Origin of the sequence: Brachyspira innocens ATCC 29796 (genome assembly GCF_000384655.1) — a bacterium.
In the GTDB taxonomy this organism is placed as follows: Bacteria; Spirochaetota; Brachyspiria; order Brachyspirales; family Brachyspiraceae; genus Brachyspira; species Brachyspira innocens.
In genome coordinates, this window is record NZ_ARQI01000115.1 from 1 (window position 1) to 25,076 (window position 25,076).

Consider the following 25,076-nt stretch of genomic DNA (forward strand, 5'->3'; position numbering starts at 1 on the left):
TTCTGGGTTTGTATTTGAGTTTGGTTTATTTTTTTAGTTATTTTCTTTTTTTTGATGTTGGGTAATCAGCCGCACGTACATTGTACTATCCGTAATGGTAAGCGATACCGTGCGGAATGCCCGCACGAAGTGTACCCGCAACGAAGTAAGGGTATAGGCGAATACTGCGGGAAGGTGCTACAGCTCGTAGGCGGGAATGCCCCCGACCGTAGGGAGTGCGTAGCTAGGCGAGTAGTGCGGGGTGGTTGCCAAGCTCTACAAATATGAAAAAAATTTATTCTTTGATAAAATATATTTGTTTAGGTATATATTAGTGAATTTATACTTTTAAATTTATTCTAATTCCTTATTTATCTTTATAAAAGCACGTTCTATTATATAATGATTAAAATCAATGCTATCTTTCATCGCTTCATATAATTTGAATGAACTTACTATAGCTTTATTCATAATTTCGTCTTTAAACTCAAAACCTTCTGTTATAGTTTTAATAGTTTTCTGCATAGTAATTCCTAAAAACTCATTAACTTTGCTTATATTAAGTATTTTTATATCAGCTTCATCTAGTTTTGAAATGAGCTTATCTACTTTTCTATGTCTTGCAAGCTCATCATTTATCGTATAGCATAAATTAATTGCCTCTTCCGTGTATGGTTTTAATGATATTATTTCTTTATCTATTTTTATTAAACCATTTTTTAAGCTCTCAAGTATTTTATTTTTATCTTCTATGTTTCTGTCATTTTTATCTATTTGTATATTTATATTATCAAACTTATCAATAAGCTCTTGAAGGGTAATATTCTCCATTGCCTTTATTATAACGCCACCCTCTGTGGCATTATAGAATTTTATATTATTATTAGTTGCACATTGAGCTTCATACCAGTTTCTGTACATATCAAATCTGGAATCAGTAAATACACTCTCACCATATATATTTTTCTCTTCTCTTAAATTACCCGCAACAAGAACTTTATATATTCTGCTGTCATAAGAATCAAGCTTTCCTATTTCAGTAAAGAAATTTTCTTCATGGTAGCTTCCTTTTATATGAGTCTGATGATTAGGAAAAGATAAATCAAGCCCAGCCATTATTATAGGATTAGCACCAATTCTCACAGCGAAATCATAGGCAGCAGTAGAAACACTTCCTCCCATAGTAATGTCTCCTCTTTTTCCTAATGGCTTCATAAAGTATTTTGCTAATGGAAATATTGAATCTATAAAATATATAGAACCATTAAATGATTCTATAGCCTCATGGTCAACTGATGACTCTGCTATAAGTACTGTATCTTCAAAATGAATATTTCTGAAATATTTTGAGTTTTTCTTTTGAGGGTCAATAGTTATAACAAAATGCGGAGATATGCCATGAGATGATAAAGGCTTCATCGCTGTATCAACTGCTATTATAATGGCTTTATTTTTCATCTCTTTTAATTTTCTTATATTTTTTTCAAGCGAAGGTCCAGCTGATACTATAACTGCTGGTATATTTTTATATTTATTAAAAAATCTATTAACTCCGTAGTGAGTGGCGATTTCAACAGCATTGGAAGCTATATTATAAGCCCATAGTTTATCAAACCTTGAAATGGTATTGATATTTATAATTTTTTTATCTACTACAGAAAGCACTTTACTTTGATAATGCATAGCCTCTTCAGCAAATAGTGAAGTATAAGACCTTGTAACGAAAAACTTCACTTTTTTTGTTGTAGTTATAGATATAAACTTTTCTATATCCTCATCATCATTTCCGCCTATAAAAAAAGTTATTTTATTGTCTTCAAGTATTTTATCTAATCTGAAATTATCTATTAAAGTACTGAAAAAATTTATATCAGGCTCTATTACAGCAATAGAAACATTAAGTTTTTTTACAGCATTAATCAAATATCCAGCCCCAATGCCGAATATAAATACCAAATCTAAATCTTCATCATTTTCAATTTCTTTTATTAAAGTATTAGCTTCTTTTATAGGATCATAAGCACTATGAAGAAGTATCTGCTTTCCATTTTTTACAACTTTAGCAGAATGTTTTTGAGATTTTGTTTCTATTACCCCTAAAGTTATATCAGATTGTTTTGCATTATTAAGAATATTAATAAAGTCATAAGGATATGCTTTGATATTTTTGTTTATTGCTTCTAAGTTAATTTTTCTTATTTCGTTCATAATGTATTATATAAATTTTATTTTTATTATTTTGTTATCGGAGAGTTATACAAAGAATTTAATAAAATGTATCTTATTTAGATATTTTTAAGATTTTCTTTCTATTATATAGTTTGCTAATTCTATTAAAATATTTTTAGCTTCACTATCTTTATAAGGCTTTAAATATTCAATGGCTTTTTCTGTTACTTTTTTAGCCTCTTTTTTAGCTCCTTCAAGTCCGAACTGCTTAACATAAGTAAGTTTTCCTTCTTTTTCATCTTTACCTACTGTTTTACCCAAAGTTTCATTGTCGGAAATAACATCAAGTATATCGTCCTGTATCTGAAAAGCTAGCCCTACAGCTTCACCGTATTTTGTTATATTTTCTATATCACTATCATTTTCAGAAGATATTGCACCAAGTCTTACAGCACCTCTAATCATAGCACCTGTTTTTTTAGCATGAAGAACTTTAAGCATATCAAAATTAATATCTTTTTCTTCATAATATAAATCTATAAACTGTCCCATAACCATTCCGCTAATTCCAGCAGCATAGCTTAATTCAAATAAAAGTTTTCTTAAAGTACTGTCTTTAACATCTGCTTTAGAAAGTAATTGAAAAGCATGAGTTAAAAGTCCGTCTCCTACAAGTATAGCATTAGCTTCACCGTATTTAACATGCGTTGTAGGTTTGCCTCGTCTTAAATCATCATTGTCCATAGCAGGCAAGTCATCATGAACCAAAGAATATGTATGTATAAGCTCTAATGATACAGCAGGTATTATAGCTTTTTTATAATCGCCTTCAAAAAGTTCACATGCTAAACAGGTAAGTATAGGTCTTAATCTTTTACCGCCTGCATCAAGAGGATATTTAAGCATTTCTATAAAACTATTTTCTAATTCAATATCGCTTTTATCAAATATATTCTCAATAGCTGTATTAATATCTTTAAGTCTTATATTCATATATTCTTTAAGGTTCATAGGTTTATCCTAATTTTTAGTGATTTCTTCTATTATAATGCAATAACTAAAAATGTAAAGAATAAAAAATAATATAGCTTTAGTTTATTAAATTTAGAAATATTTACTTTTATTATCCTTTTTGTTATAATTTTTATATGAGAAATATTAACAGAATGAATGATTACTTTGTACGCTATCTTTTAGGCTCTATTGGAAATGAAGATATACTTGAAAATATAGTTAATTGCGTTCTTAGAGATTCAGGCTTTCAAGAAGTACATAATTTAGAAATAATTAATCCTCATAATCTTCCTGAAAATATTAATCTTAAAGAATCTGTTCTTGATATTAAAGCAATTACTAAAGATAATAAAAAAATTATTATAGAAATACAATTATCTGGAAATATAGATTTTGTAAAAAGAATATTTTATTATATATCAAAAAATATTGTTAGTGAATTAAATGAAAATGAATCTTATGATATTATTAGTCAGGTAATAAGTATTAATTTTGTGAATTTTAATATGGACTTTTATGACGAAGGTAAGGCACACAGATGTTTTAAGCTTATAGATACTGAAAATCATAAGGTATCATTAGATATGATGCAAATGCATATAATAGAAGTACCAAGATTTATAAAGGTTCTTAATAATTCAAATATAGATGATATCAAGAGAAATAAAATATTATCTTGGATAGAGTTTTTTACAGTTAAGGATTTGAATAAAAAAGTTAAAGAAAAATTAAAGGAGGTCAATGATATTATGCCTAAAGTAATAGATAAATATGAAAGATTTATATCAAGTGAAAAAGAAATGGAAGTTTATAATGCTAGAGATGCTTTTTTATATGGACAAACTTTAATGTTAAAGAGGGAGAGAGAAGAGGGGATAAAAGAGGGAATAGAAAAAGGTATAGAAAAAGGTGAAAAAAATAAAGCTTTAAGTATAGCTAAAAGTCTTAAAAAATCTGGTTTAGATATTAAGTTTATCAGTAATAATACAGGTTTGAGTATAGAGGAAGTAGAAAAGTTATAACAAAAAATATCTATATATATTTATAGAAAATAGTTTTTATAAAATAAAAAAATTAAGGAAAAAATATGAAAATACTTGTTATAGGATCAGGTGCCAGAGAGCATGCTATTTGCAATAATTTGAGTAAAAATGAAAGAGTATCAAAAATATATTGTGCTTTAGGAAATGCTGGAACTGCCAAAGAAAAAAAATGTGAAAACGTAAAAATTTCTACTATAGATGAAATATTAAACTTTGCCAAAAAAGAAAATATTGATTTAACTATCGTAGGAAGCGAAGAGATGCTTGTATACGGAATAGTTGATAGATTTGAAGAAAACGGTCTTAAAATATTCGGACCTAATAAACATGCTGCCATACTTGAAGGCTCTAAAGCATATTCAAAAAATTTCATGAAAAAATACGGAGTAAAAACTGCAGAATATGAAACATTTACTGATTATAATAAAGCAAGTGAATATTTAAATAGATGCAGTTATCCTATAGTTATAAAAGCGAGCGGACTTGCTTTAGGTAAAGGTGTTTTGATATGCAAAGATAAAAAAGAGGCTCAAAATGCTTTAGAAGATATAATGGTTAAAAAAATATTTAAAGAAGCTGGAGATGAAATTGTAATAGAGGAGTTTTTGGAAGGTGCTGAGGCGTCTATACTTTCGGTAACTGACAGCAATGTTATAATACCTTTTATATCTGCTAAAGATCATAAAAAAATAGGTGATAATGATACTGGAAATAATACTGGAGGAATGGGAGTTATAGCACCTAATCCGTACTATACAAAAGAAGCAGAAGAGTTATTTATAAAAGATATATTAGAGCCTACACTTAAAGGAATAAAGGCTGAAAAAATGTCATTTGCAGGAATTATATTTTTCGGGATTATGATAACAAAAAAAGGGGTATATTTGCTTGAATATAATGTGAGAATGGGAGACCCTGAAACTCAGGCAGTGCTTCAGCTTTTAGATACTGACTATTTATCCATTATAGAAGCTGCTATGAAAAGAGACTTATCAAGTTTAAATATCAAATGGAAGAATAAACATGCATGCTGTGTGGTAATGGCTTCAGGCGGATATCCTGCTAGTTACAACAAAGGCTATAAGATAGAAGGCATTGAAAACATAAAGGGTAAGTGCTTTATTGCTGGGGCAAAAATAGATGAAAATAATAATATTGTTACTGACGGCGGACGTGTTCTTAATGTTGTTAATATTGCTGATACTTTAGAAGAGGCTAGAAAACTCACTTATGAAGATATAGAAAAAATAGATTTTAAAGATAAATACTACAGAAAAGATATTGGATTAATAAAATAGTGAGTAAATAATAAATGCTTGGTGTTTTTATTTCTGATAAATAAAAAAATCAAGCATTTTTAAATTAGATTTCTTTTCACTCCCACCCTTTAAATTTTTAGGATTTACTCTGTTATAAGCACTTAATTTATTTTTATTGCTGAATGTGTAACAAGCACACCCGCCCAAGTGTTTATTAAATTTTAGGATTTTTAATAGCACGCGGTGAGCGGAATTATAATTTATAGTAAGTGAATAACTATTAACTAGCTTTGTTTATAGAAAAAAGTTCAACGCGTGGTAAAATGACTTTATATATACTGGAACGATTTCATTTTGTCAATTTATGCACATTATACAGAATTATCAACTTTTTTGTGCCCAAAAAAGTTGCAAAAAAGACTAATAATTAGATTGAATTTTTTCTCACTCCCACCCTTTAAATTTTTAGGCTTTACTCTGTTATAAGCACTTAATTTATTTTTATTGCTGAATGTGTAACAAGCACACCCACCCAAGTGTTTATTAAATTTTAGGGCTTTTAACAGCACGCGGTAAGCGGAATTAAAAGTTATAGTAAATGTTTAATTATTGATTAATTTTATTTTTAAAGCTATTTCAACGCGTGGTAAGATGAATTTATATGCATAAAAAACCTGCCCCATAGCTCACTACAAGACAGGCTTTTTATAATATTGATTGATTTAATTTAATAAATTTTATTTCCAAGTATTATTTTTTATTATTAATGTAATTTTCATTCCTGAAGTTGTTATAAATGAAGATGAACTATCTAAAGCATATCCTGTTTTTAACCCAAATTTGAAAGTTATAGCTAGATTTTTATTAGCTCCTGTAATAGAAGTAGTTACACTATTATAATCTAAAGTTAATCCTGCTAATGTTTTAAAAGATGATGATTTTTCTATTTGACTTTGTAAATCATATTTTATTCCAGAGGCTCCAAATTGTGTATTATTAAATGTATATTCACTAGTAGCTGTAAAACTGCTTCCTGAAGAAGTTAAACTAAAAGTAGAAAAATTAAATTCTGCTCTTGGAATTATTCCATCGGTTAATGAAACTGTTCCTGATGTACCAAGGGTTTGAATCATATTTTCTATTTCTGCTTTAGTTATTATTTTTACTGGTATAACAGTAATATCTATATCTACATTTTTAGTTGATTCGCCATTTTTAAATTCAAGAGTTACAGTATATACTGCTTTTTGAGTTTTTGGAGATGATTTAAATTTATTAATACCAGAACTTGTTAATGATACTGATACTTCTTCGCCATTTTTAATATATGATGGTACTGATAAATCACTTGCAGATAAATTAACATCAGTAATAGTACCTGTTCCTTTTATAGTTATATTTGCAATTGTTACACTGCAGCTTGCATCTGAAGGGTTAATACTGAATTTATATTTTGCTTGTTTTTTTACTTGAGAGTAAGATGCATCTGTATCAACTTCTATTATATCATGCTCATTTCCAAGAGTGTAGGAATCCTCAGATACATAAAAACTATCTGTAGTATAATCAGTATCAGGGTTTGTAGACTGATTTGCATCATTTCCGCAGCTCACTGCAAAAATTAATGCTGTTAAAGATAAAATAATTTTGATAACCGATTTTTTCATTTTGGTTGCTCCTTAAATATTTTTTATTTATAACAATTAAAGATTTTTTATAATCTTTAATAAGTTATCAAATGTTTAAAGCATATCTATTCATATTAAATATATTTGCTCTTTATTCAATATTATTAATCAATAAAGTGATTACCTCATTATGGTTAGGTATGATTTTTATTTTCGCTTATGATACTGTAAAACTGTTTAGAGAACTTTTTTCTGTCAAAACAATTATTATCATAAGAATTGTATAAACTTAAAAGTATTAATGATAGCAGCAATATGCTTGCTTCATCAGTATTTAAATTACTCTTTTTATAATCATTTAATATAGTGTTTAAATACTTATCATTAAAAGTGTCTTTAAAATCATTGTCATTAATATTAAATATTTTTTTCACTTCAGTGCATATAGAACTTACAAGCTCATCTTCTATATGATGTATATTTTTTATAATATCTTTCATCTTCATAAATAACTCTTTGTTTTTTATTATTTTTGATAAGAAAAGTATTTCAAAAGATTTATTTTCAAAAATAATATTTTCTATCTCTCTTATCTCAAGTCCGTATGATTTTAATTTTACTATCTCCCTCGCAATATCAAGATGCTCCATTATGTAGTATCTGCTTTCTGTTCTAATCATTCCCTTTTCTACTCTGTATGCTGGAAGAAGTTCTTTATTATCCCATTCTCTTAATAAATTAATGCTCATATTCTTTATATTATTTTTTTCAAGAAGTTTTAAAAACTCTCCTATGGACATTAATCTTTTTTTGCTCCTTAAAATAAATGAATATTTTGGCAGTGTATATTTTTTGCTTTTTATAAAATAATGCAAATCAGAATGGTTTATATCCCTTTTAGCATTTGTATCTATATTATTATTTTCATCTCTTCTAGCCATTGTACATTTACCTTAAAAATTAAAAAGTTATAATCATAGAGCCGTTAGCTGTTTTTTTATTTAATTTATATTGATAACCTAAATATTTATATTTTTCAGCTTGCCTTAAAACAACATATTTCAGAATAGGTTTATTATTTTCACTATGAAGCCCTCTTCCAAATACCACCTCCATATTGATACTTAAGCTGTTTCCAAATAATATTTTTAATATACATAATATCTTTAATAAATTTGTGAAATGACTTCTCACTTCTTTTGCTCTTTTTCTGTGTAAATCAATAAATAAGTAAATGTTCATTATACAATCTCCTTAAATATTATTATTAATTTTTTTAATACCTCATTATCATTAGATATAAACTTTTTTTATACTAACTTTCATCATTTATAATTGTTTCACCGCCCCAAACTAATAAATAATTTGAAGCGGCTTACAGAAAAAATTTTATTTATTATTTTTTCTGATTAGGGTTCATCTGTTTACCTCTGTTGCCTTGATTCTTGTCATAGGTAATATTTGTTCCAGATGTACCCTTGTTGGCATTTGAAATGTCAGCATTATGATTAGGTTTTTTGCTCATATCAAGCCTCCTTAAAAATATAATTTTTAGTTAGATATATATTTTTTTATCTAACCATAGTTATATATTAGTCTCTTTATATGTTTTTATCATTTGACATATTCGTATGGAGGTCAATCAAGAATTTTTTTTTGATTTTTTTTAATATTTTTTTATAGGAATTTCTGTTGATTTGTATATATTATAGAAGTTATTGATTTTTTTTATTATATCTTCTGTACTATCAGAGTTTAATTTATATTCTTCTTCTAAAGATGAGTAGAATAATTTATTTAAAATATCTTCTGAATTATTAATATATTCTGGTCCATTATTATATAATCTTATTTTCTTATTATTTAATTCTATCTCTTTTTTTATTAATTTATATACTTTAAAGTCTTTTATATTTTCTTCTATATCAGAAAATTTATCTTTAATTTTATTATTAATAAAACCTAATAAACCTATTATTTTTATAGCTTTAGCTGAATTGAAATTATTAATAATATTAATGTAATGCAAATATTCAATAACTTTTTCAATTTCATTTACAGTGTTTTTTATTTTTATAATTTCTTTTATTATTGATTGATAGACTTCAAATTCTTTTATATTTTCTTCTATATTTATAATTTTTTCTTCATCTTGAATTAAATCACAAATATAATTTATTAATTCTAAAAGTTTATAACAATCATATTTTTTATATTCTTTATAATCAATAATATTAATAAAGTATAAATTATTAAGCATTCTATTAAACTTATTAATATCATTTTTTATTTTTTTAAATTCTTCTTTATAGCTAATTCCCAAATTAAATATTCTGCTGTATGGATTTTTTTCTATCTCTTCTCTTATTTTTATTCTAGTTTTTATATAATCTTTTTCATCTCTATGATATCCTATGATATTGTATGCAATACTCATCAATATAAACTTATAATAATAAATGTATATTTCTTTATAATCATATATTGAATAATTTTTAATTATTTTTTCTTCATCATAATAAATATAAATATTATAGTCAATAATACCATAATCTTTTATATTATGCTTTTTTGCGGTTTCATTATTTAAATAAAATTTGTAGAATCTATAAATATTATGGCTTCTAAGTGTATTATATTTATAAATGTAAAGCTCTATTATTTTTATATATTCTTCTTCATTTATAATTTTTTTATCGATAAATAAATAGCCTATAAAATATTGTAAGTAATGAAAAATATTGTCATAGTATAAAATGCCTTTTTGTAACTGTTCGTCTTCTATTATATTATAGTTTTTATTATCTCTTATTAAATTAAGTACAGCATCATACAAATAAAATATGGTATTCTCCAAATCTAATATAGTTATATTATTAAAATTATTCAATATATTTTTTATATTAATCTTTTTTATTTCTTTCTGCCTTTCTTTATTTTCTCTGATATCTGAACGTATTTCTTCTATATATTTTACACCATCAATAGTATTATATCTCTCTGATTTGAGTTTCTTATCAAAATTAAATATTTCTTTTGCTATCTCTTCAGTATCATCTAAATAACTTATATTTCTTATAAATACAAAATCGGTACTTTTTATATTTTTATATATTCTTAATATTTCATCTAAAACAAGCATGCTTTCTAATGTATAATATCTAGTATCTTTTTTCTTATCTTCTTTATTTAATCTATATGAAGGAAGAATTGAAACAGTTTTTTTATTGTTATCAAAATATTCCTGCATTACTTTCTTTAATCTTTCAATTTCGATTTCTCTTATAATAAGTTCAAAATTATCATTTTTTATATCTTCTATAATATCTTTATGACTTATCTCTTTATTTAAAAGAGTAGAATTATCATATATCAATTTATAAGGACTTATTATTTTATTAATGATTTCATATATAGTGCATCTGAATTTTTCATAAGATTTCAAATTATTATATAATTCTAAAAACACACCTATTTCAAAAAAGCATATTTTATTTTCATCTAAAAAGAAATAAATATCATCTGTATAATTAGAATCTTTTTCTTTATAGCTTAAATCTTTTTTGAATTCTATTTCTATATATTTATATTTTCCTTTTTTTAATTGAGTAGGCTTACCAGAATTGATTGATACTAATAATACTTTTATATTACTATTTTCTTTTTTTAGAGTATTAATTTTATTTATTATATTTTTTAGAGAATGAAGAATATAATAATCATCATAGTGTTTATTTTTATTACTTTTGTATGGATCATATTTTAAATATATGTCTGAGCTGTATTTTTCTATTATATATCTTATGTTTTTTGTATTTAACCTTTTTGCTTTGTCATTTTTATTTGAAGCCATTATAAAACTCTAAAAAATATTTGTATTATTTTATAGTATTAACTTTATTTTATCAATTATTGATTTTATATAATTATACCTAAACAATTATAATTTTTTATTTTAATACTATTTATTTAGATTATTAAAAGCACTTTATTTTTATTATCTAATTTATACTGGAACGATTTTATTTTGTCAACGGATGCACTTTATATAGAATTATCAACTTTTTTGCCGCACACGCTCTGCGGGCTTCACCAAAGTTTTTATCCTTCGGATACGCTTCACGAAAAACGCAATTACTAGAACTTTATATTTTAAATATATGTATTAAATGTATGGTAACACCTAAAATTTTGACTAAAAATGCAGTTCTTTTGGTTCTTTTATACCAATAAAAGAACTGGGGTGCGGGGCAAAGCCCTGCAAATATTTAAAATTAAAAAAATTAATTTTGACAAACTGTATTTGTTTAGGTATATACTAAAAATTTTTAAGTTTTTCAATTTTTTTGTTGCTCTTTTTACTGCCTCACTTGTTTAAGGAACTAGAGTGGTCAAGCTGTGTATTTCCAGATTATATAAAATGTGAGATTTTAATCATATATCATAATACTAAAAAGGATATGAAAAATACTCAAAAAAATTATAAAGTTTTACATATATATGAATTTTTTATTGCTTTAATTGAAATAACTTTGAAAAAAGTATATATTATTTGAAATTTAATTTGGAAGGTGAATTAATGAAAACAGCAGAAGAATTAATAAAGAAGCTTATTAAAAATCAAATGGACTATAATATATTTATAAAATTTAATTCCAAAACAGCAATAGAAAAAACAGCATTAACAAATTTGATAAGAAAAGCTATAAGCGATGGTTATATACAAAAAACTGATGGAAATTTGCTAAAAGTTACAAAAGAGGGAAAACAGTATATTAATAAATTGGAAGGTAAAGAGGAGGCTCCAAAAACAGTAAAATCTGTAAGAGTAAATATTGATGTAAAAAATGCCAAAGAAGATTCTAAAATTATATCTAAAGCTTATAATATAAAGCAGGATTTCAGCGAAGATTTAATTATGCATGCTGAAAAAATAAATGAGGCTGCTGATTTCAATAATATAGAAGAAGATAGGGTTGATTTAAGAAATTTAAAGACTATAACTATAGACAGTGAAAGTTCTAAAGATCTCGATGATGCTTTGAGTATAGAAAAACAAGATGATGATAATTATAAAGTTTATATTCATATTTCAGATGTAAGCCATTTTATAGAACTTAATTCTCCTTTGGATATAGAAGCTAGAAGCAGAGGAAACTCTACATATTTGATTGATGAAGTATACAATATGTTTCCAGAAATTTTATCTAATAATGTAATTTCTTTAAATGAAAACACAGACAGATTTGCTATGACATTATTAGTTCATATTAATAACAAAGGGGAAGTATTATCTTCAGAAGTTTTTAAAAGCGTTATTAATTCTAATAGAAAATTATCTTATGATTATGTAGAGGATATTATAGATAAAAAATGCCAAGATGAAGATTGGCTTATGGTTTTAATTGACAATGCTTTGACTATAAAAAATCTATTATATAATAGAAGAAAAGAGGGTAGAGGAGTTGAATTTGAGAATCAGGATATAAAAATTGTTTTAAATGATGATGGTATACCTATAGAGTTTTATGCAGAAGAAAAAAAACAATCTATGTCAATAGTAGAAGAATTAATGCTTTTAGCAAACAGCGAAATAGCAAAAAAGCTCTCTAAATATGATGGGGCAATATACCGTTATCATGGTGTTCCAGATGAATATAGATTTAATAATTTTAAAATACTAGCTCATAATAAAGGATATGATTTAAAAGAACTGCCAGATAAAAGCTATGATATAAAAGAGTTTGTTGATAGGGTGAAAGGCAAACAGGAAGAGAATTTACTTATACCAGTTTTACTTCGTTCGATGACGCCTTCTTCTTATAGTATAGTTAATAAAAGCCATTTTGGTTTGGGTCTTGATTATTATACTTATTTTACTTCTCCTATTAGAAGGTATGCTGATTTGCTTATACATAGAATAGTAAAAGATACTATTTTGTCTGGTAAGGAAGTTATAGAAGAGAGTTTAAAAAATATATGTAAGGACTCTATTGATAGTTTGTCTATCCTCGATAAAACTTCAAAGAAAGCTGAAAGGTATACAAGACAGATAAAAGCAGCCAGATATATGAAAGACAGATTGGGTGATGAATATTATGGAGTTATAAGTTCTATATCTCCAAAAGGTATTTATGTAGAGATAGAAGGTTTGGATATAGAAGGGTTTATAGAATCTATTTATATAGGTTCTAATTACAGATTTTATCAGGATATGCAAAGTGTTTATATAGATAAGATAAAGGCTTATGAATTAGGGGACAGAGTAAAAGTATTAGTTGCTAAATCTAATGTAGAAAATGGTAAGATATTTTTCTCATTGTAGATTGTAAGATTGTAGGATTTTTTTTATTTTAATATTTTTTATAAGAAGCAGGGAATTAAAATCCCCTGCTTTTATTATTATTTTACTTTAAAATATTCTATTTCATTAATAATATCTTTACTCATATTTGATATTTCAGAACTAGAGGTTGAGTTTTGATTAGCCAAACTGGAGTTTTCCTGAGTAATATTATTTAATTCTTTTATAGCAATATTCATTTGAGTTATTCCGTCTTCTTCCTGCATTATAGACTGAGTTATATCCTGAAGTTCGCTCTCCATTTCTTTTACCAGATCATTAATAGTATTTAATATAACTGATGATTTATTTGCCGATTCATTTCCGATTTCCACTCTTTTTACAGTCTCTTCTACAATTGCCGTAATATTTGTTGCAGCTTCATTAACAGTTTGGGCTAAAGATCTAACTTCGCTTGCCACTATAGCAAAACCTCTTCCTTGTTCTCCAGCTCTTGCCGCCTCAACAGCAGCATTTAAAGCAAGTATATTGGTCTGAAATGCTATGGACTGTATAAGTTTAGTTATTTCAGATATTTTTTTACTAGATTCAGATATCTCATGCATATGAGCAGATATTTCATTAACAGCTTCTACACCAGTAGTTGTTGTATCCATTATTTTTACACTTTTATCTTTAGCCTGAAGTGAGTTTGAAGTTATTTCTTTTATAGAACTAGATAAAGACTGCATTGAACCTGTAAGCTCTTCTATAGCGGCAGCCTGAGTATTAGTTCTGTCAGATAAATATTCGCTGCTTGATGATATATTTTCTATTTCTGTATTTATAGAATTAAGATTTGATTGAAGTTTATATACAACTTTTCCTATAGCATTTTTCATATTATTGACATAAGAAACTAAAGAACCTGATTTATCATTTTTATTTTCGTTATCTTGGCTGTCTATGATAAAGTTTCCTTTAGACATTTGATCTATACTGTTCATAGCTTTATCAAGCATTTGAGATATAGGTATAACTACGAGGAATGCTAAAACTGTTTGTATAATTAAAACTATAATCATAATTATTAAAGATATAATCATCATTCTAAGTATTCTATTATTTGTAGCATCCATATTACCGCGTATTATAAGTTTATATGGAGTGCCTCTTAATGATTTTATAGCGTACCATTCATTTCCTACTATCTGCATTACAGATTTATTAGGGTCTTCTAAAGATTTTGCATCTTTAAATAAAGGCTCCTGATATACATTGTATTTGTCATTAAATATATAATCTTTATTCTGATGCGACATATAAAGTCCGTCGGATGTAATCATATTTATTTGATTTTCTGTGATAACTTTTTCTAAAATTGTATTCATCTCTAAAAAGTCTATACCTATAACCCCTTTTAATGAATTATTGGTATATACCGCAAGCGATAAAGTTATTGCTATTGCTCCGCTGTTTGCATCAACATAAGGTTCTGTAATAAATATACCGTTTTTAGAAATTGCTCCCTGATACCAAGGTCTTGAAGTTTGGTCATAAGTATTAGGATAAGGATCTATTGAATTAACAAAAAGCCCTCCGTCTTTATATGGTATTTCATTTCCGTAAAGTATATCGTATATATTATTATTTGATTTTAATACATCTGATAATGTTCTTCTAATATTTTCAAATATTGTTTCATTTGCCTGAAAATATCCTCTAAGAGTATATAGAATAGTGTATATTTTTTCCATTTCTATTGATATAACAAGTTCTGTATTATCCATTTCAATTAATGTGTTTTTTTGAAACTCATTTTTGTATATTTTATTGAAAGCTATATACATTCCTATATATGATATTAATAAAAATGCTGCGAAAGGAACTATTAGTTTTAATAATAAAATTTTATTGTTTTTCATAACTAAAAACCTAAATAAAATAATATTCTTTATAGTAAAAGTATAGTAAAAAGTATTTATTGTGTCAAATTGTATTATAATTTAAAATTATTTAATTATTAATAAAAATTATCGTATTAAAAAAAGCTGTCTTAAAATAAGATAAAATATGATATTAATGTTTATTGGACTGATTTTTAAAATTATAAATTTATTTCTATATAAAATGACTGCATATTCAATATATTAGAAATAAATATATTAAATATGCAGTATATGGTAATTAACAAATTATTTTTTTAGTTTAAAATATTATATTTCATTAATAATATCTTTACTCATATTTGATATCTCCAAACTTGAAGATGAGTTTTGAGTAGCCAAACTGGAGTTTTCCTGAGTAATATTATTTAATTCTTTTATAGCAATATTCATTTGACTTATACCATCTTCTTCCTGCATTATAGACTGTGATATATACTGAAGTTCATTTTCCATTTCTTTTACCAAATCATTAATGGTATTTAATATAGAAGATGACTTATTTGCTGATTCATTTCCAATTTCCACTCTTTTTACAGTTTCTTCTACAATAGAAGTAATATTATTTGCAGCTTCATTAACGGTCTGAGCCAAAGATCTTATCTCACTTGCCACTATAGCAAAACCTCTTCCCTGTTCTCCAGCTCTTGCCGCCTCAACAGCAGCATTTAAAGCAAGTATATTAGTCTGAAATGCGATAGACTGTATAAGTTTAGTTATTTCAGATATTTTTTTGCTGGATTCAGATATCTCATGCATATGAGCAGATATTTCATTAACGGCTTCCACACCAGTAGTTGTAGTATCCATTATTTTTGAGCTTTTATCTTTAGCCTGAAGTGAGTTTGAACTTATTTCTTTTATAGAACTAGATAAAGACTGCATTGAACCTGTAAGCTCTTCTATAGCAGCCGCCTGAGTATTAGATCTGTCAGATAAATATTCGCTGCTTGATGATATATTTTCTATTTCATTATTTATTGTATTAAGATTTGATTGAAGTTTATATACAACATTTCCTATGGTATTTTTCATATTATTTACATAAGAAACTAAAGAACCTGATTTATCATTTTTATTTTCGTTATCTTGGCTGTCTATAATGAAGTTTCCTTTAGACATTTGATCTATACTATTCATAGCTTTATCAAGCATTTGAGATATAGGTATAACTACAAAGAATGCTAATGCTGTTTGTATTGATATTAAAATAATAATGACTAAAAGATATGCAAGCATAATATTTCTTATTCTATTATTGATAGCATTCATATTACCGCGTATTACAATTTTATACGGAGTATCTCTTAATGGTTTTATAGTGTACCATTCATTTCCTACTATCTGCATTACAGCTTTGTTAGGGTCTTCTATAGATTTTGCATCTTTAAATAAAGGCTCATTATATACATTGTAATTGTCATTAAAGATATAGTCTTTATTCTGATGCGACATATAAAGTCCAGCTGAAGTCATTATATTAACCTGATTTTCACTAATAACTTTTTTTGATATATTATTCATTTCTAAGAAGTCTATACCGATAACTCCTTTTAATGAATTATTAGTGTATACAGCTAATGCCAATGTTATACATATTCCCCCAGTATTAGCATCAACATAAGGCTCTGTAATAAATATACCATTTTTAGTAAGAGCACCTTTATACCATAATCTTGAAGTTTGGTCATAAGTATCAGGATAAGGACTTATACCATTAACAAAAAGTCCTCCGTCTCTGTATGGTATTTCATTTCCGTATAGTATGTCATATATGTTTTTATTTGATTTTAATATGCTTTCAAGTGTTTTTCTTATACTTGTAAATGTATTATCATTTGCTTCAAAATATCCTCTTAATGTGTACATTACATCGTATACTTTTTCCATTTCTATAGATAAAACTAATTCAGTATTATCCATCTCTACCAATGTATTTTTTATAAATTCATTAGTATATACTTTTTTATAAGCAAAGTACATAATAATATATGCTACAAGCAAGAAAACAGCAAAAGGGATAATTAATTTTAATAATAGAACTCTGTTATTTTTCATAAATATAACCTTAAAAAAAATTCTTCAAGCGGTTAAAGTATATAAAAAAAATTTTTTTGTGTCAATTACCTGTTATATATTTATTTGGTAAAATCTAATTTGATATGAAAATATATTTAAAGTAGTATATTTTAAAAAAAATATCAATATTATCATTTTGTATCATACATATAATACAAAAAATGAAGTTTTTTTCTGCATCAGTGATCATTATTTAATATGGAATTTATTTCATTTTGAGTAAGATGTTTGAATGTTCCTTCCTTTAGATCATTTAATAATATATCAGCTATTCTTAATCTTTTTAGTATAATTACTTCAAATCCTATTTTTTGACACATTCTTCTAATCTGTCTGTTTTTTCCTTCTGTAAGAATTATATGAAATGAGTTTTTATTTATTCTTTTTACTTTAGCGGGTTTTAATTTTTGTCCGTCTAAAGAGATGCCATATTCAAGTTTTTTTAAAGCTCCGTCTGGTATATTATCATTAACTTTAACAAAATATTCTTTTTCACAGTTTGTATTTTCGCCTATAATTTTTCTGCTGAATACGCCGTCATTTGTTAGTATTATAAGTCCGCTGCTGTCTTTATCAAGTCTTCCAACAGGGTATATATTATTAAAATCATTTTTAATTAGATTGTATATAGGTTTTCCCTCATCTTTGTTTGAAGATACAACATATCCTCTAGGCTTATTTAATTTTATATATATTTTATCTTCTTTGTACTCTTTTATATCACATTCTACTTTATCATCATCAGAAACCCGATATGCGGGATTTGTATTTACTATGCCGTTTATTTTAACATTTCCGTTTTGAATAAGTTTGTCAGCTTCTCTTCTGCTTGCTATATTTAATGATGCTATATATTTGTTTAATCTCATTTTTTATTATTTTATTTTATTATTTTTAAAAAAATTATAAAATAATATTACCATAATATGAATTTTAATCAAATTTAAATAATTATTTACTAAAATAATATAAGTATTATATCAATATAATAGTATGAGAATTTTATATTTTATAGTTGACAATTTTTGTTGATTATAATATAATGGTGCTAAGTTATTGGATATAATTGCTTAGCTATAAATATTAAGGAGAGTGCGCTATGAAATTCTATAGAAGTACGAGAGATTTTTCTCGCTACCTCATAATCATTTGTCTATTCATAAGCATATGTTCATTTGCTGTTTATGGACAAACTTCTAGTGTTTACATGGAAACTAGACTACTTTACAACTTTGAAACATTAGATGAATGGCAGCCAATATCAAATGCTAGCCGTTTTATGTTTAGAGGTGATAGAACAAATGAAAATGGTGTTGTAATGAAATATCCTAATATGAGATTGTTCGCTACAAAACCATATGGTATGGGTAACCAAAGCTATAATTCAACTAATTCATTATCAGTAAGTGTTTCTTTTTTCAGAAAATCTTATAACTTCTTTGACTTAGTTCCAACAGTACAAAAAATCATACCAGGAAAAGCTCAAACTTTTGATGTTTGGGTATGGGGTGGTAACTATGACTATACTATGGAAATGTTATTTGAAGACTATCGTGGTTATACTTATACATTGCCTTTAGGATCCATCAGATTTATCGGTTGGAGAAATATGAGTACAGCAGTACCATCTTTCATTCCTCAAGAAGAACCTTATGTACCTAGAGCAAAAGGTTTAAGATTTATGAATTTCCGTTTCTGGTCATCACCAGAGGAAAGAGCTGATAACTTTGTAGTTTTATTGGATTACTTCCAAACTGTTACAGATACATTTAGAGAAGCTTATGACGGTTCAGATATTGAAACTACATTAGGTCAGGAAGTTGGCGGAAGATCTTCTGAACAATATACAGAAGGTGGAGCTCAAGTAGTAGGCGAAGAAGGCGGTACAACTGCAACAGATACTACTGCAGAACAACCACAAGAAGCGCAACAATAAGGTATAAGTAAGGAGAAGAATAATATGAAAAGATTAAGTATCTTGATAACAATGTTAATTCTAACTGTTGCATTCTTGTTGTTTGCTCAAGATGCGGCTCAAACAGGTGAGCAAACTACTCAAAATGATCAAGGTGAAGATGGTAACAATTTTGTAACTGAAGCTATTACTAACTATTTAATAGATGATTTTGAATTCGCTAATACTTGGCAGGCTTCTATGCCTAGAGATTACGGCGTAGTTAGTATTATTCGTCGTGAAGGCGGTCCTGCTGACGTTGTAGCTGAAGGTGCTGAAAATAATAAATATATTTTGGGTGCTAAAGTAGAGTACTTCAGAACTGGTTATCCTTGGTTCTCTGTAACTCCTCCTAGACCTGTTAAAATCCCTGGTTATACTAAAGAACTTAGTGTTTGGGTAGCAGGCCGTAACCACAATAATAAAATGAGTTTCTACGTTTATGATATAAACGGAAAACCTCAGTCAGTTGGTAATGAAGCTCTTAACTTTATGGGTTGGAAAAATATAACTGTTCAAGTTCCTGCTAATATAAAACAAGAAGATTTTAGAGGTCAGGTAGAACAAGGTATCAGCTTTATGGGTATACATGTTAAAGTTGATCCTAGAGATTCTTATGGTAAATACTATATCTATTTTGACCAATTAATGGCTAAAACAGATATGTATCTAGAAACTTATAGAGAAGAAGACGATCCATTAGACACTTGGTAATAATTAAATAACAGAGAATATAAGGGCGGAGTATATATACTTCGCCTTTTTTATTTTTTATAACTTGAAATTAATACAATTATATATTAAACTATAAAAATAGTTATAAAGAATATTATTTAAGTGAGTGTTATTATGTCGCATATAAATATATTATTGATTGTTGGTTTTGTGCTTCTTGCTGTATATTCAATTACTTCTAGAATAGTTAATAGCAGAGCCGAAAAAGATAAAAAAGAAAATGTAATAAATAATGATGATGAGAAAAATATTGAATAAAAGGTTTTTTATATGTCAGAATTAGTTTTATATATAATAATAGGTGTAATATGTGCTATAATATCTCTTATACAAAAAGCCAATAAAAAGAATAAAGAAAATAAAAAATCTAAATCAAAAAATACAGTGAAAAATAATAATAAAAAAACTTATACTAATAAAAAAGTTAATAATAATGAAGAAGAAATATTCAGAGAGCTTAAAAAGAATATGGAGTCTCTAAAAAATTATAGTGAAGATACTTTAAGAAAAAATACTGAACATCAAAAAGTATATACTTCCAATTATGAAACTTCAAATAATGACAGAGAGATGTTAGAACTGCAGCAAAAATATAATTCTAAAATATCTCAAATTAATAATATAAAAAAAGAAGAAACAGTTAATAATGCTTTCAAAGTATCAGAAAATAAAAGACATGTTAATCATATGCTCTCTTCATTAGATATAAAGAATGCTGTAATATATAATGCTATATTAGAACCAAAGAGAATTAACTATACAAGAAAATCAAAAATCAATTAAATACATATGGGCTTAAAATTATGAATTCATTTGAAGAATTAATATCTATAATAAAAAGATTACGCGGAGAAAACGGATGTGCTTGGGATAGAGAACAGACTTTTAAAAGTTTAATCCCATGTTTTTTAGAAGAATCTTATGAGCTTGTAGAGGCTATAAGTAATAAAGATTATGAGAATATTAAAGAAGAGCTTGGAGATGTACTTTTGCATGTTGTGTTTTTCTCAGAACTTGCAAGAGATGAAAATCAATTTAATATAGATGATGTTTGTAAAAATATTAATGAAAAACTTATAAGAAGGCACCCGCATGTATTTGGGGATAGTGATGTTAAAGATGTTGAGGGCATACTTAAACAATGGGATAAAATAAAACAGACTGAAAAAAATAATTCTGGATTTAAAAGTGTTCTTGACGGTATTCCAAAATCACTTCCTATAATGGAAAAATCTTATAAGATGATGAAAAAAGCTGCTGGTGTAGGATTTGAATATAAAAATATTGATGATTCGCTTGCAAAAATAGATGAAGAGCTTTCAGAAGTTAAAGAGGCCTATAATGAAAAAGATAAAGAACATTTAGAAGAAGAAATAGGCGATTTGATTATGACAGTTCTTGATTTTGCACGTATGAATAAAATTAATCCAGTGAACTCTTTAATAAAAGTTAATGAAAAATTCAGAAAAAGATTTAATTATGTTGAAAAAACAGCCTATGACATGAATAAAAAACTTGAAGATATGTCATTAGAAGAAATGGATAATCTTTGGAATGAATATAAAAAACAAGAGAGAGAAAAATAATATCCAATTTTTTTAACAATAAAATAAAAAAAATAATATATTTATTACATATATAAATTTAAATAACAGAATTATTATTTTTGTTTTTTATATTTTTATTGCAAGAATTTTAAGTTTATATTATAATAATAATACACTAAATGATGGGGTTTGTTTAATGGCTATTAATGCTAATTTGTACAAAAGATCTAAGCTATATGATTTACTTTCAAAAATTTTAAAGAAGAAAGATGATGAAAACTTTAATATGAAAGAGCATGTTGATAAGGCATTAGAGATTATAGATAAAAGTACAGAGGAAGAAGTTAATTATGCTGACAATAAAATAAGCTGTCTGCATTTAGCTGTTCAAACTGGAAGTCCTGATATAGTTGCTGCCTTAATTGCTAAAGGAGCTGATGTTAATGCTATTAATGAAAGAGGAGTAAGTCCGCTTCATTTGGCTATTATTAAAAATCAGCCTGAAGAAGTTATTAAAATACTTTTAGATAATGGGGCAGATTATAACAGAGAAGAGGCAAATTTTTCTGCTATGATGCTTGCTGAGATAATGAATGCTCCATATATGCATTTGTTTAAAAAATAATTTTATTTTTCATATAATAAGAGCCTAATTATAAAATTAGGCTCTTATTTTTTTATTTAAGTTTTTATTCAAATATTACTCTAGGTTTTTCATCTATATAATTTGCTGGTATATTATCAAGTTTTTTTATCTGTGATATTAGAGCATCTCTTATATCATTTCCAGTCATGATAATATTTTTTCCTTTTCTTCCTATAGGATTATTTTCGCTGTCAGCATATCCATCCCCGCCGTCCAAAATATAATCAGACATTACTATATTATAATCTTTATTTTCTGTAATATCCTCTCCATTTAGTTTGGCAGATATCAATTCTCCTTCGGCACTATATACTATTTCAACACCTCTTGAATACTGAAGAAAACCGCCGCCGCCTCTTTTTGCAGCAGATATTTTTATCATATCAAGCAAATCTTTTCCATTTAATGAAAGAGTTACAGCCTGATTATTAAAAGGAAAGAATTCATTTTGTATTTTTCCAAGAGTAATATCTCCTGCTGGAAGAGATGTTCTTAATGCCCCAGAGTTTATTATAGCTATATCTATATTGTCATAAGAATCAAGCACCAAATCGCAGGCAAAGTTTCCTATAGCCATAGAATTAGTTCTTATTCCGTCTTGAGGAAGTTCAACAGGCAAAGTACCTATTCTTACATTAAACTCTTTATCAACAGTACCTTTCATCTCATCAATAAATGCGAGCATATCTTTATCCTGTTCTATATTCTGATCCATTAATACCAATTTATAATCAAAACCGTTTACAGTGCCGTTACTAACGCTTAAATTAATATCTCCTAAATACTTTCCATAACAGCCAGTCTGCACTATAGGAGTACCATTTACAATATCAGCTTCCTGAAGTTCTGTATGACTGTGTCCGCCTATTATTATATCAAATGTATTTGGCATAGCTTCTGCTACTTTTTTATCCATTTCATAGCCTATATGACTTAATAGTATTGTAACATCGTTAGTGGTATTAAGAGGGGTTGATTTTATAAAGTTTTTTAATGCCTGTATTTCTTCTTCAAATACTAAATCTTTTACACTTGAAGAACTATAAACAGGCTCTGTAGTTGTTACCCCTATTACAGCAACATTAAGGCCATTAACATTTGTAACTATATAAGGCTTAGCATAATAACTATTATCAGCTTTATTTTTTATATTGACAGAAAGTGTTGGAAATTTTCTTTCTTTCATTATTTCTGTAAAATTATCAAGTCCGTAATCTACAAAATGATTTCCTATAGTTACAGCATCTACACCTATCATATTCATTATATCCACTTCGTCTCTTCCCTGAAACACTGTAGAATAAACGCTTCCAGTAATAGTATCTCCAGCATGAAGAACTAATACATTATCATTAGTAGATTTTACTTGTTTTATGTAAGCAGCTCTTCTAGAAGCTCCGTACATATAGTTAGTTTCAGGCGGGTTTACTTCTTTGTTTACAACTCTTTCTTCTTCATCTTTACCATGTGTATCATTCATATGTATTATAGTAAGAGTTCCAGTATTTCCCGTTTTTTTGGAAGATGAACAAGAAAATGAAAATAAAATAATCATAATCAATATGAAGGCAAATTTAAATTGTTTTTTCATATTGCTCTCCTTCAAAAGAAAAATTTATAACTTTATTAAAATTATATACAATTTATTTTTGTTTTCAATACTATAGAAAATAATTACTGGATATTTTTATGAAATTTATTATATTTGGTTATTATATTAGATTAAGATTTATATATGCGGAAAAAAAATTTTATGGGCATTATTAAGAAGACAGATAAAAAAGAGAAGAATAATAAAACAAAAAAAATAGAAATAAGCAAAGAAGAACTTGAGGCAAGAGAGATACCATTACTTTTTAGTATTGTTAATTTTTCTTCAAATATTCCAATTTCTATGTATGCCGATACTATAGGAATAAAAACTGCCGAATCCTCATACAGAGGTGCTATGCATTCTGAAGCAAATAGAAATATAAGTGAAGAATATCTTTTAAACTCAAAAAAATCACCTATAGATTTATCGGTTTTGTATAATGTTTCAGGATATTCATCATTTCCTATAGATGCTTCTTTAAGCAATAGAATACTTCTTGAAGAGGAAGTTCATAAAAAAGGAAATGCTGTAAAACTTCCTCCTTATAAAAATATTAATGCCCCTATAGGTTCAGTAATAAGGTCAAGAAGAAGCAGAAGAGATTTTAAGGGCAAACCTCTCACTTTAAGCGATTTATCTACTCTTCTATACTATGGAGATGGTATTTCTGGAGATTTTGATTTTAAGCTAAATAAAGATGAATACAGCACTATAACATTTGGAGATAAATATATATCAAAACTCCGTACAGCTCCTTCTGGAGGAGGGCTTTATCCTATATATCTTTATATAGCAGCTCTTAATATAAATAATCTTGATAAAGGAATATACAAATATATGCCTTTTACTCATTCTCTTGAAAAAATTAAATTATTTAGTGATAAAGATTTAGAGAATTATTATAACAGTAATGTTTTTGGGGGCGATATAGATTTAAGAAAAACGGCTTTATCTATTTATTATGTATATAGTTTATATGAAAACTCTAGAAAGTATGGCGATATGGCACTTCAGTTTGCATTGATAGAAACGGGGGAAATTACTCAAAATATACAGCTTACAGCAGCAGCAAGCGGTATTTTAGCATGCGATATCGGAGGATTTAATAAAACTTTATCCGAAGAGTTTTTAAATATTGACGGACAAACTAATCATGTTGTGCATCTTACTTTGCTTTCAAAATGATTGTTTAATAAGAAT

At 26.7% G+C, this 25,076-nt stretch carries 21 protein-coding genes; 10 read left to right on the top strand and 11 right to left on the bottom strand.

Annotated elements, in window-relative coordinates; translation table 11 throughout:
* Positions 1–333: 333 nt before the first annotated feature.
* Together F811_RS0108730 and F811_RS0108735 are read right to left on the bottom strand one after the other, a co-directional pair.
* Complete coding sequence (locus F811_RS0108730) at positions 334–2,187, bottom strand: motility associated factor glycosyltransferase family protein (protein WP_020004869.1); 1,854 nt, start codon at positions 2,185–2,187, stop codon at positions 334–336.
* A gap of 87 nt (positions 2,188–2,274) precedes the next feature.
* Complete coding sequence (locus F811_RS0108735; RefSeq protein WP_020004870.1) at positions 2,275–3,159, bottom strand: polyprenyl synthetase family protein; 885 nt, start codon at positions 3,157–3,159, stop codon at positions 2,275–2,277.
* A 137-nt stretch (positions 3,160–3,296) separates the two neighbouring features.
* On the opposite strand from F811_RS0108735, the gene F811_RS0108740 reads away from it, so the two are divergent.
* Together F811_RS0108740 and purD are read left to right on the top strand one after the other, a co-directional pair.
* Positions 3,297–4,184: an Rpn family recombination-promoting nuclease/putative transposase gene (locus F811_RS0108740; RefSeq protein ID WP_026364396.1), complete on the top strand. Its 888-nt coding sequence runs from the start codon at positions 3,297–3,299 to the stop codon at positions 4,182–4,184.
* 65 nt (positions 4,185–4,249) lie between these two features.
* The gene (purD, locus tag F811_RS0108745; RefSeq protein WP_020004872.1) at positions 4,250–5,503 is read left to right on the top strand and encodes a phosphoribosylamine--glycine ligase; all 1,254 of its coding nucleotides are present in this window, start codon (positions 4,250–4,252) and stop codon (positions 5,501–5,503) included.
* A 698-nt stretch (positions 5,504–6,201) separates the two neighbouring features.
* Here the strand turns inward: purD and F811_RS0108750 are convergent.
* The 5 genes from F811_RS0108750 to F811_RS0108770 form a co-directional block, all read right to left on the bottom strand.
* Positions 6,202–7,131, bottom strand: coding sequence for a hypothetical protein (locus F811_RS0108750; protein WP_020004873.1), 930 nt, complete (start codon positions 7,129–7,131; stop codon positions 6,202–6,204).
* 155 nt (positions 7,132–7,286) lie between these two features.
* Positions 7,287–8,033: a MerR family transcriptional regulator gene (locus F811_RS0108755; protein WP_020004874.1), complete on the bottom strand. Its 747-nt coding sequence runs from the start codon at positions 8,031–8,033 to the stop codon at positions 7,287–7,289.
* Positions 8,034–8,052: 19 nt separating this feature from the next.
* Positions 8,053–8,334 carry a Smr/MutS family protein gene (locus F811_RS0108760; protein ID WP_020004875.1) on the bottom strand — a complete coding sequence of 94 codons (282 nt, stop codon included), beginning with the start codon at positions 8,332–8,334 and terminating at the stop codon, positions 8,053–8,055.
* Positions 8,335–8,488: 154 nt separating this feature from the next.
* Positions 8,489–8,617 (bottom strand): hypothetical protein, encoded by a 129-nt coding sequence (locus tag F811_RS17120; protein WP_020004876.1) that lies wholly within the window; start codon positions 8,615–8,617, stop codon positions 8,489–8,491.
* 141 nt (positions 8,618–8,758) lie between these two features.
* Positions 8,759–10,945, bottom strand: a complete 2,187-nt coding sequence (locus F811_RS0108770; protein WP_020004877.1) for a ligand-binding sensor domain-containing protein — start codon at positions 10,943–10,945, stop codon at positions 8,759–8,761.
* Between the two features lie 726 nt (positions 10,946–11,671).
* On the opposite strand from F811_RS0108770, the gene F811_RS0108775 reads away from it, so the two are divergent.
* Entirely contained in the window at positions 11,672–13,417 is a 1,746-nt protein-coding gene (locus F811_RS0108775) for an RNB domain-containing ribonuclease (protein WP_020004878.1), read from the top strand.
* Between the two features lie 77 nt (positions 13,418–13,494).
* On the opposite strand, the gene F811_RS0108780 is transcribed toward F811_RS0108775, so the two are convergent.
* From F811_RS0108780 to F811_RS0108790, 3 genes are all read right to left on the bottom strand, one after another.
* Complete coding sequence (locus F811_RS0108780; protein ID WP_020004879.1) at positions 13,495–15,300, bottom strand: methyl-accepting chemotaxis protein; 1,806 nt, start codon at positions 15,298–15,300, stop codon at positions 13,495–13,497.
* Between the two features lie 291 nt (positions 15,301–15,591).
* On the bottom strand, positions 15,592–17,379 hold the full coding sequence (locus F811_RS0108785) for a methyl-accepting chemotaxis protein (protein WP_020004880.1): 1,788 nt from the start codon (positions 17,377–17,379) through the stop codon (positions 15,592–15,594).
* 200 nt (positions 17,380–17,579) lie between these two features.
* On the bottom strand, positions 17,580–18,269 hold the full coding sequence (locus F811_RS0108790) for a pseudouridine synthase (protein ID WP_020004881.1): 690 nt from the start codon (positions 18,267–18,269) through the stop codon (positions 17,580–17,582).
* Between the two features lie 338 nt (positions 18,270–18,607).
* On the opposite strand from F811_RS0108790, the gene F811_RS0108795 reads away from it, so the two are divergent.
* The 6 genes from F811_RS0108795 (at position 18,608) to F811_RS0108820 (ending at position 22,261) form a co-directional block, all read left to right on the top strand.
* Positions 18,608–19,336, top strand: a complete 729-nt coding sequence (locus F811_RS0108795; protein WP_020004882.1) for a flagellar filament outer layer protein FlaA — start codon at positions 18,608–18,610, stop codon at positions 19,334–19,336.
* 24 nt (positions 19,337–19,360) lie between these two features.
* Complete coding sequence (locus F811_RS0108800; RefSeq protein WP_020004883.1) at positions 19,361–20,068, top strand: flagellar filament outer layer protein FlaA; 708 nt, start codon at positions 19,361–19,363, stop codon at positions 20,066–20,068.
* A gap of 135 nt (positions 20,069–20,203) precedes the next feature.
* Positions 20,204–20,347 carry a hypothetical protein gene (locus F811_RS16765; RefSeq protein ID WP_020004884.1) on the top strand — a complete coding sequence of 48 codons (144 nt, stop codon included), beginning with the start codon at positions 20,204–20,206 and terminating at the stop codon, positions 20,345–20,347.
* Between the two features lie 12 nt (positions 20,348–20,359).
* Positions 20,360–20,872 (top strand): hypothetical protein, encoded by a 513-nt coding sequence (locus tag F811_RS0108810; RefSeq protein WP_020004885.1) that lies wholly within the window; start codon positions 20,360–20,362, stop codon positions 20,870–20,872.
* A gap of 20 nt (positions 20,873–20,892) precedes the next feature.
* A complete protein-coding gene (gene mazG / locus F811_RS0108815; protein WP_020004886.1) occupies positions 20,893–21,675 on the top strand; it encodes a nucleoside triphosphate pyrophosphohydrolase in 783 nt (260 codons plus the stop codon).
* A 157-nt stretch (positions 21,676–21,832) separates the two neighbouring features.
* Positions 21,833–22,261 (top strand): ankyrin repeat domain-containing protein, encoded by a 429-nt coding sequence (locus F811_RS0108820; RefSeq protein WP_020004887.1) that lies wholly within the window; start codon positions 21,833–21,835, stop codon positions 22,259–22,261.
* 64 nt (positions 22,262–22,325) lie between these two features.
* On the opposite strand, the gene F811_RS0108825 is transcribed toward F811_RS0108820, so the two are convergent.
* Entirely contained in the window at positions 22,326–23,873 is a 1,548-nt protein-coding gene (locus F811_RS0108825) for a bifunctional metallophosphatase/5'-nucleotidase (RefSeq protein ID WP_020004888.1), read from the bottom strand.
* A gap of 162 nt (positions 23,874–24,035) precedes the next feature.
* Here F811_RS0108825 and F811_RS0108830 point away from each other — a divergent pair, with 162 nt between their 5' ends.
* Entirely contained in the window at positions 24,036–25,061 is a 1,026-nt protein-coding gene (locus F811_RS0108830) for a SagB/ThcOx family dehydrogenase (RefSeq protein WP_020004889.1), read from the top strand.
* Positions 25,062–25,076: the final 15 nt, after the last annotated feature.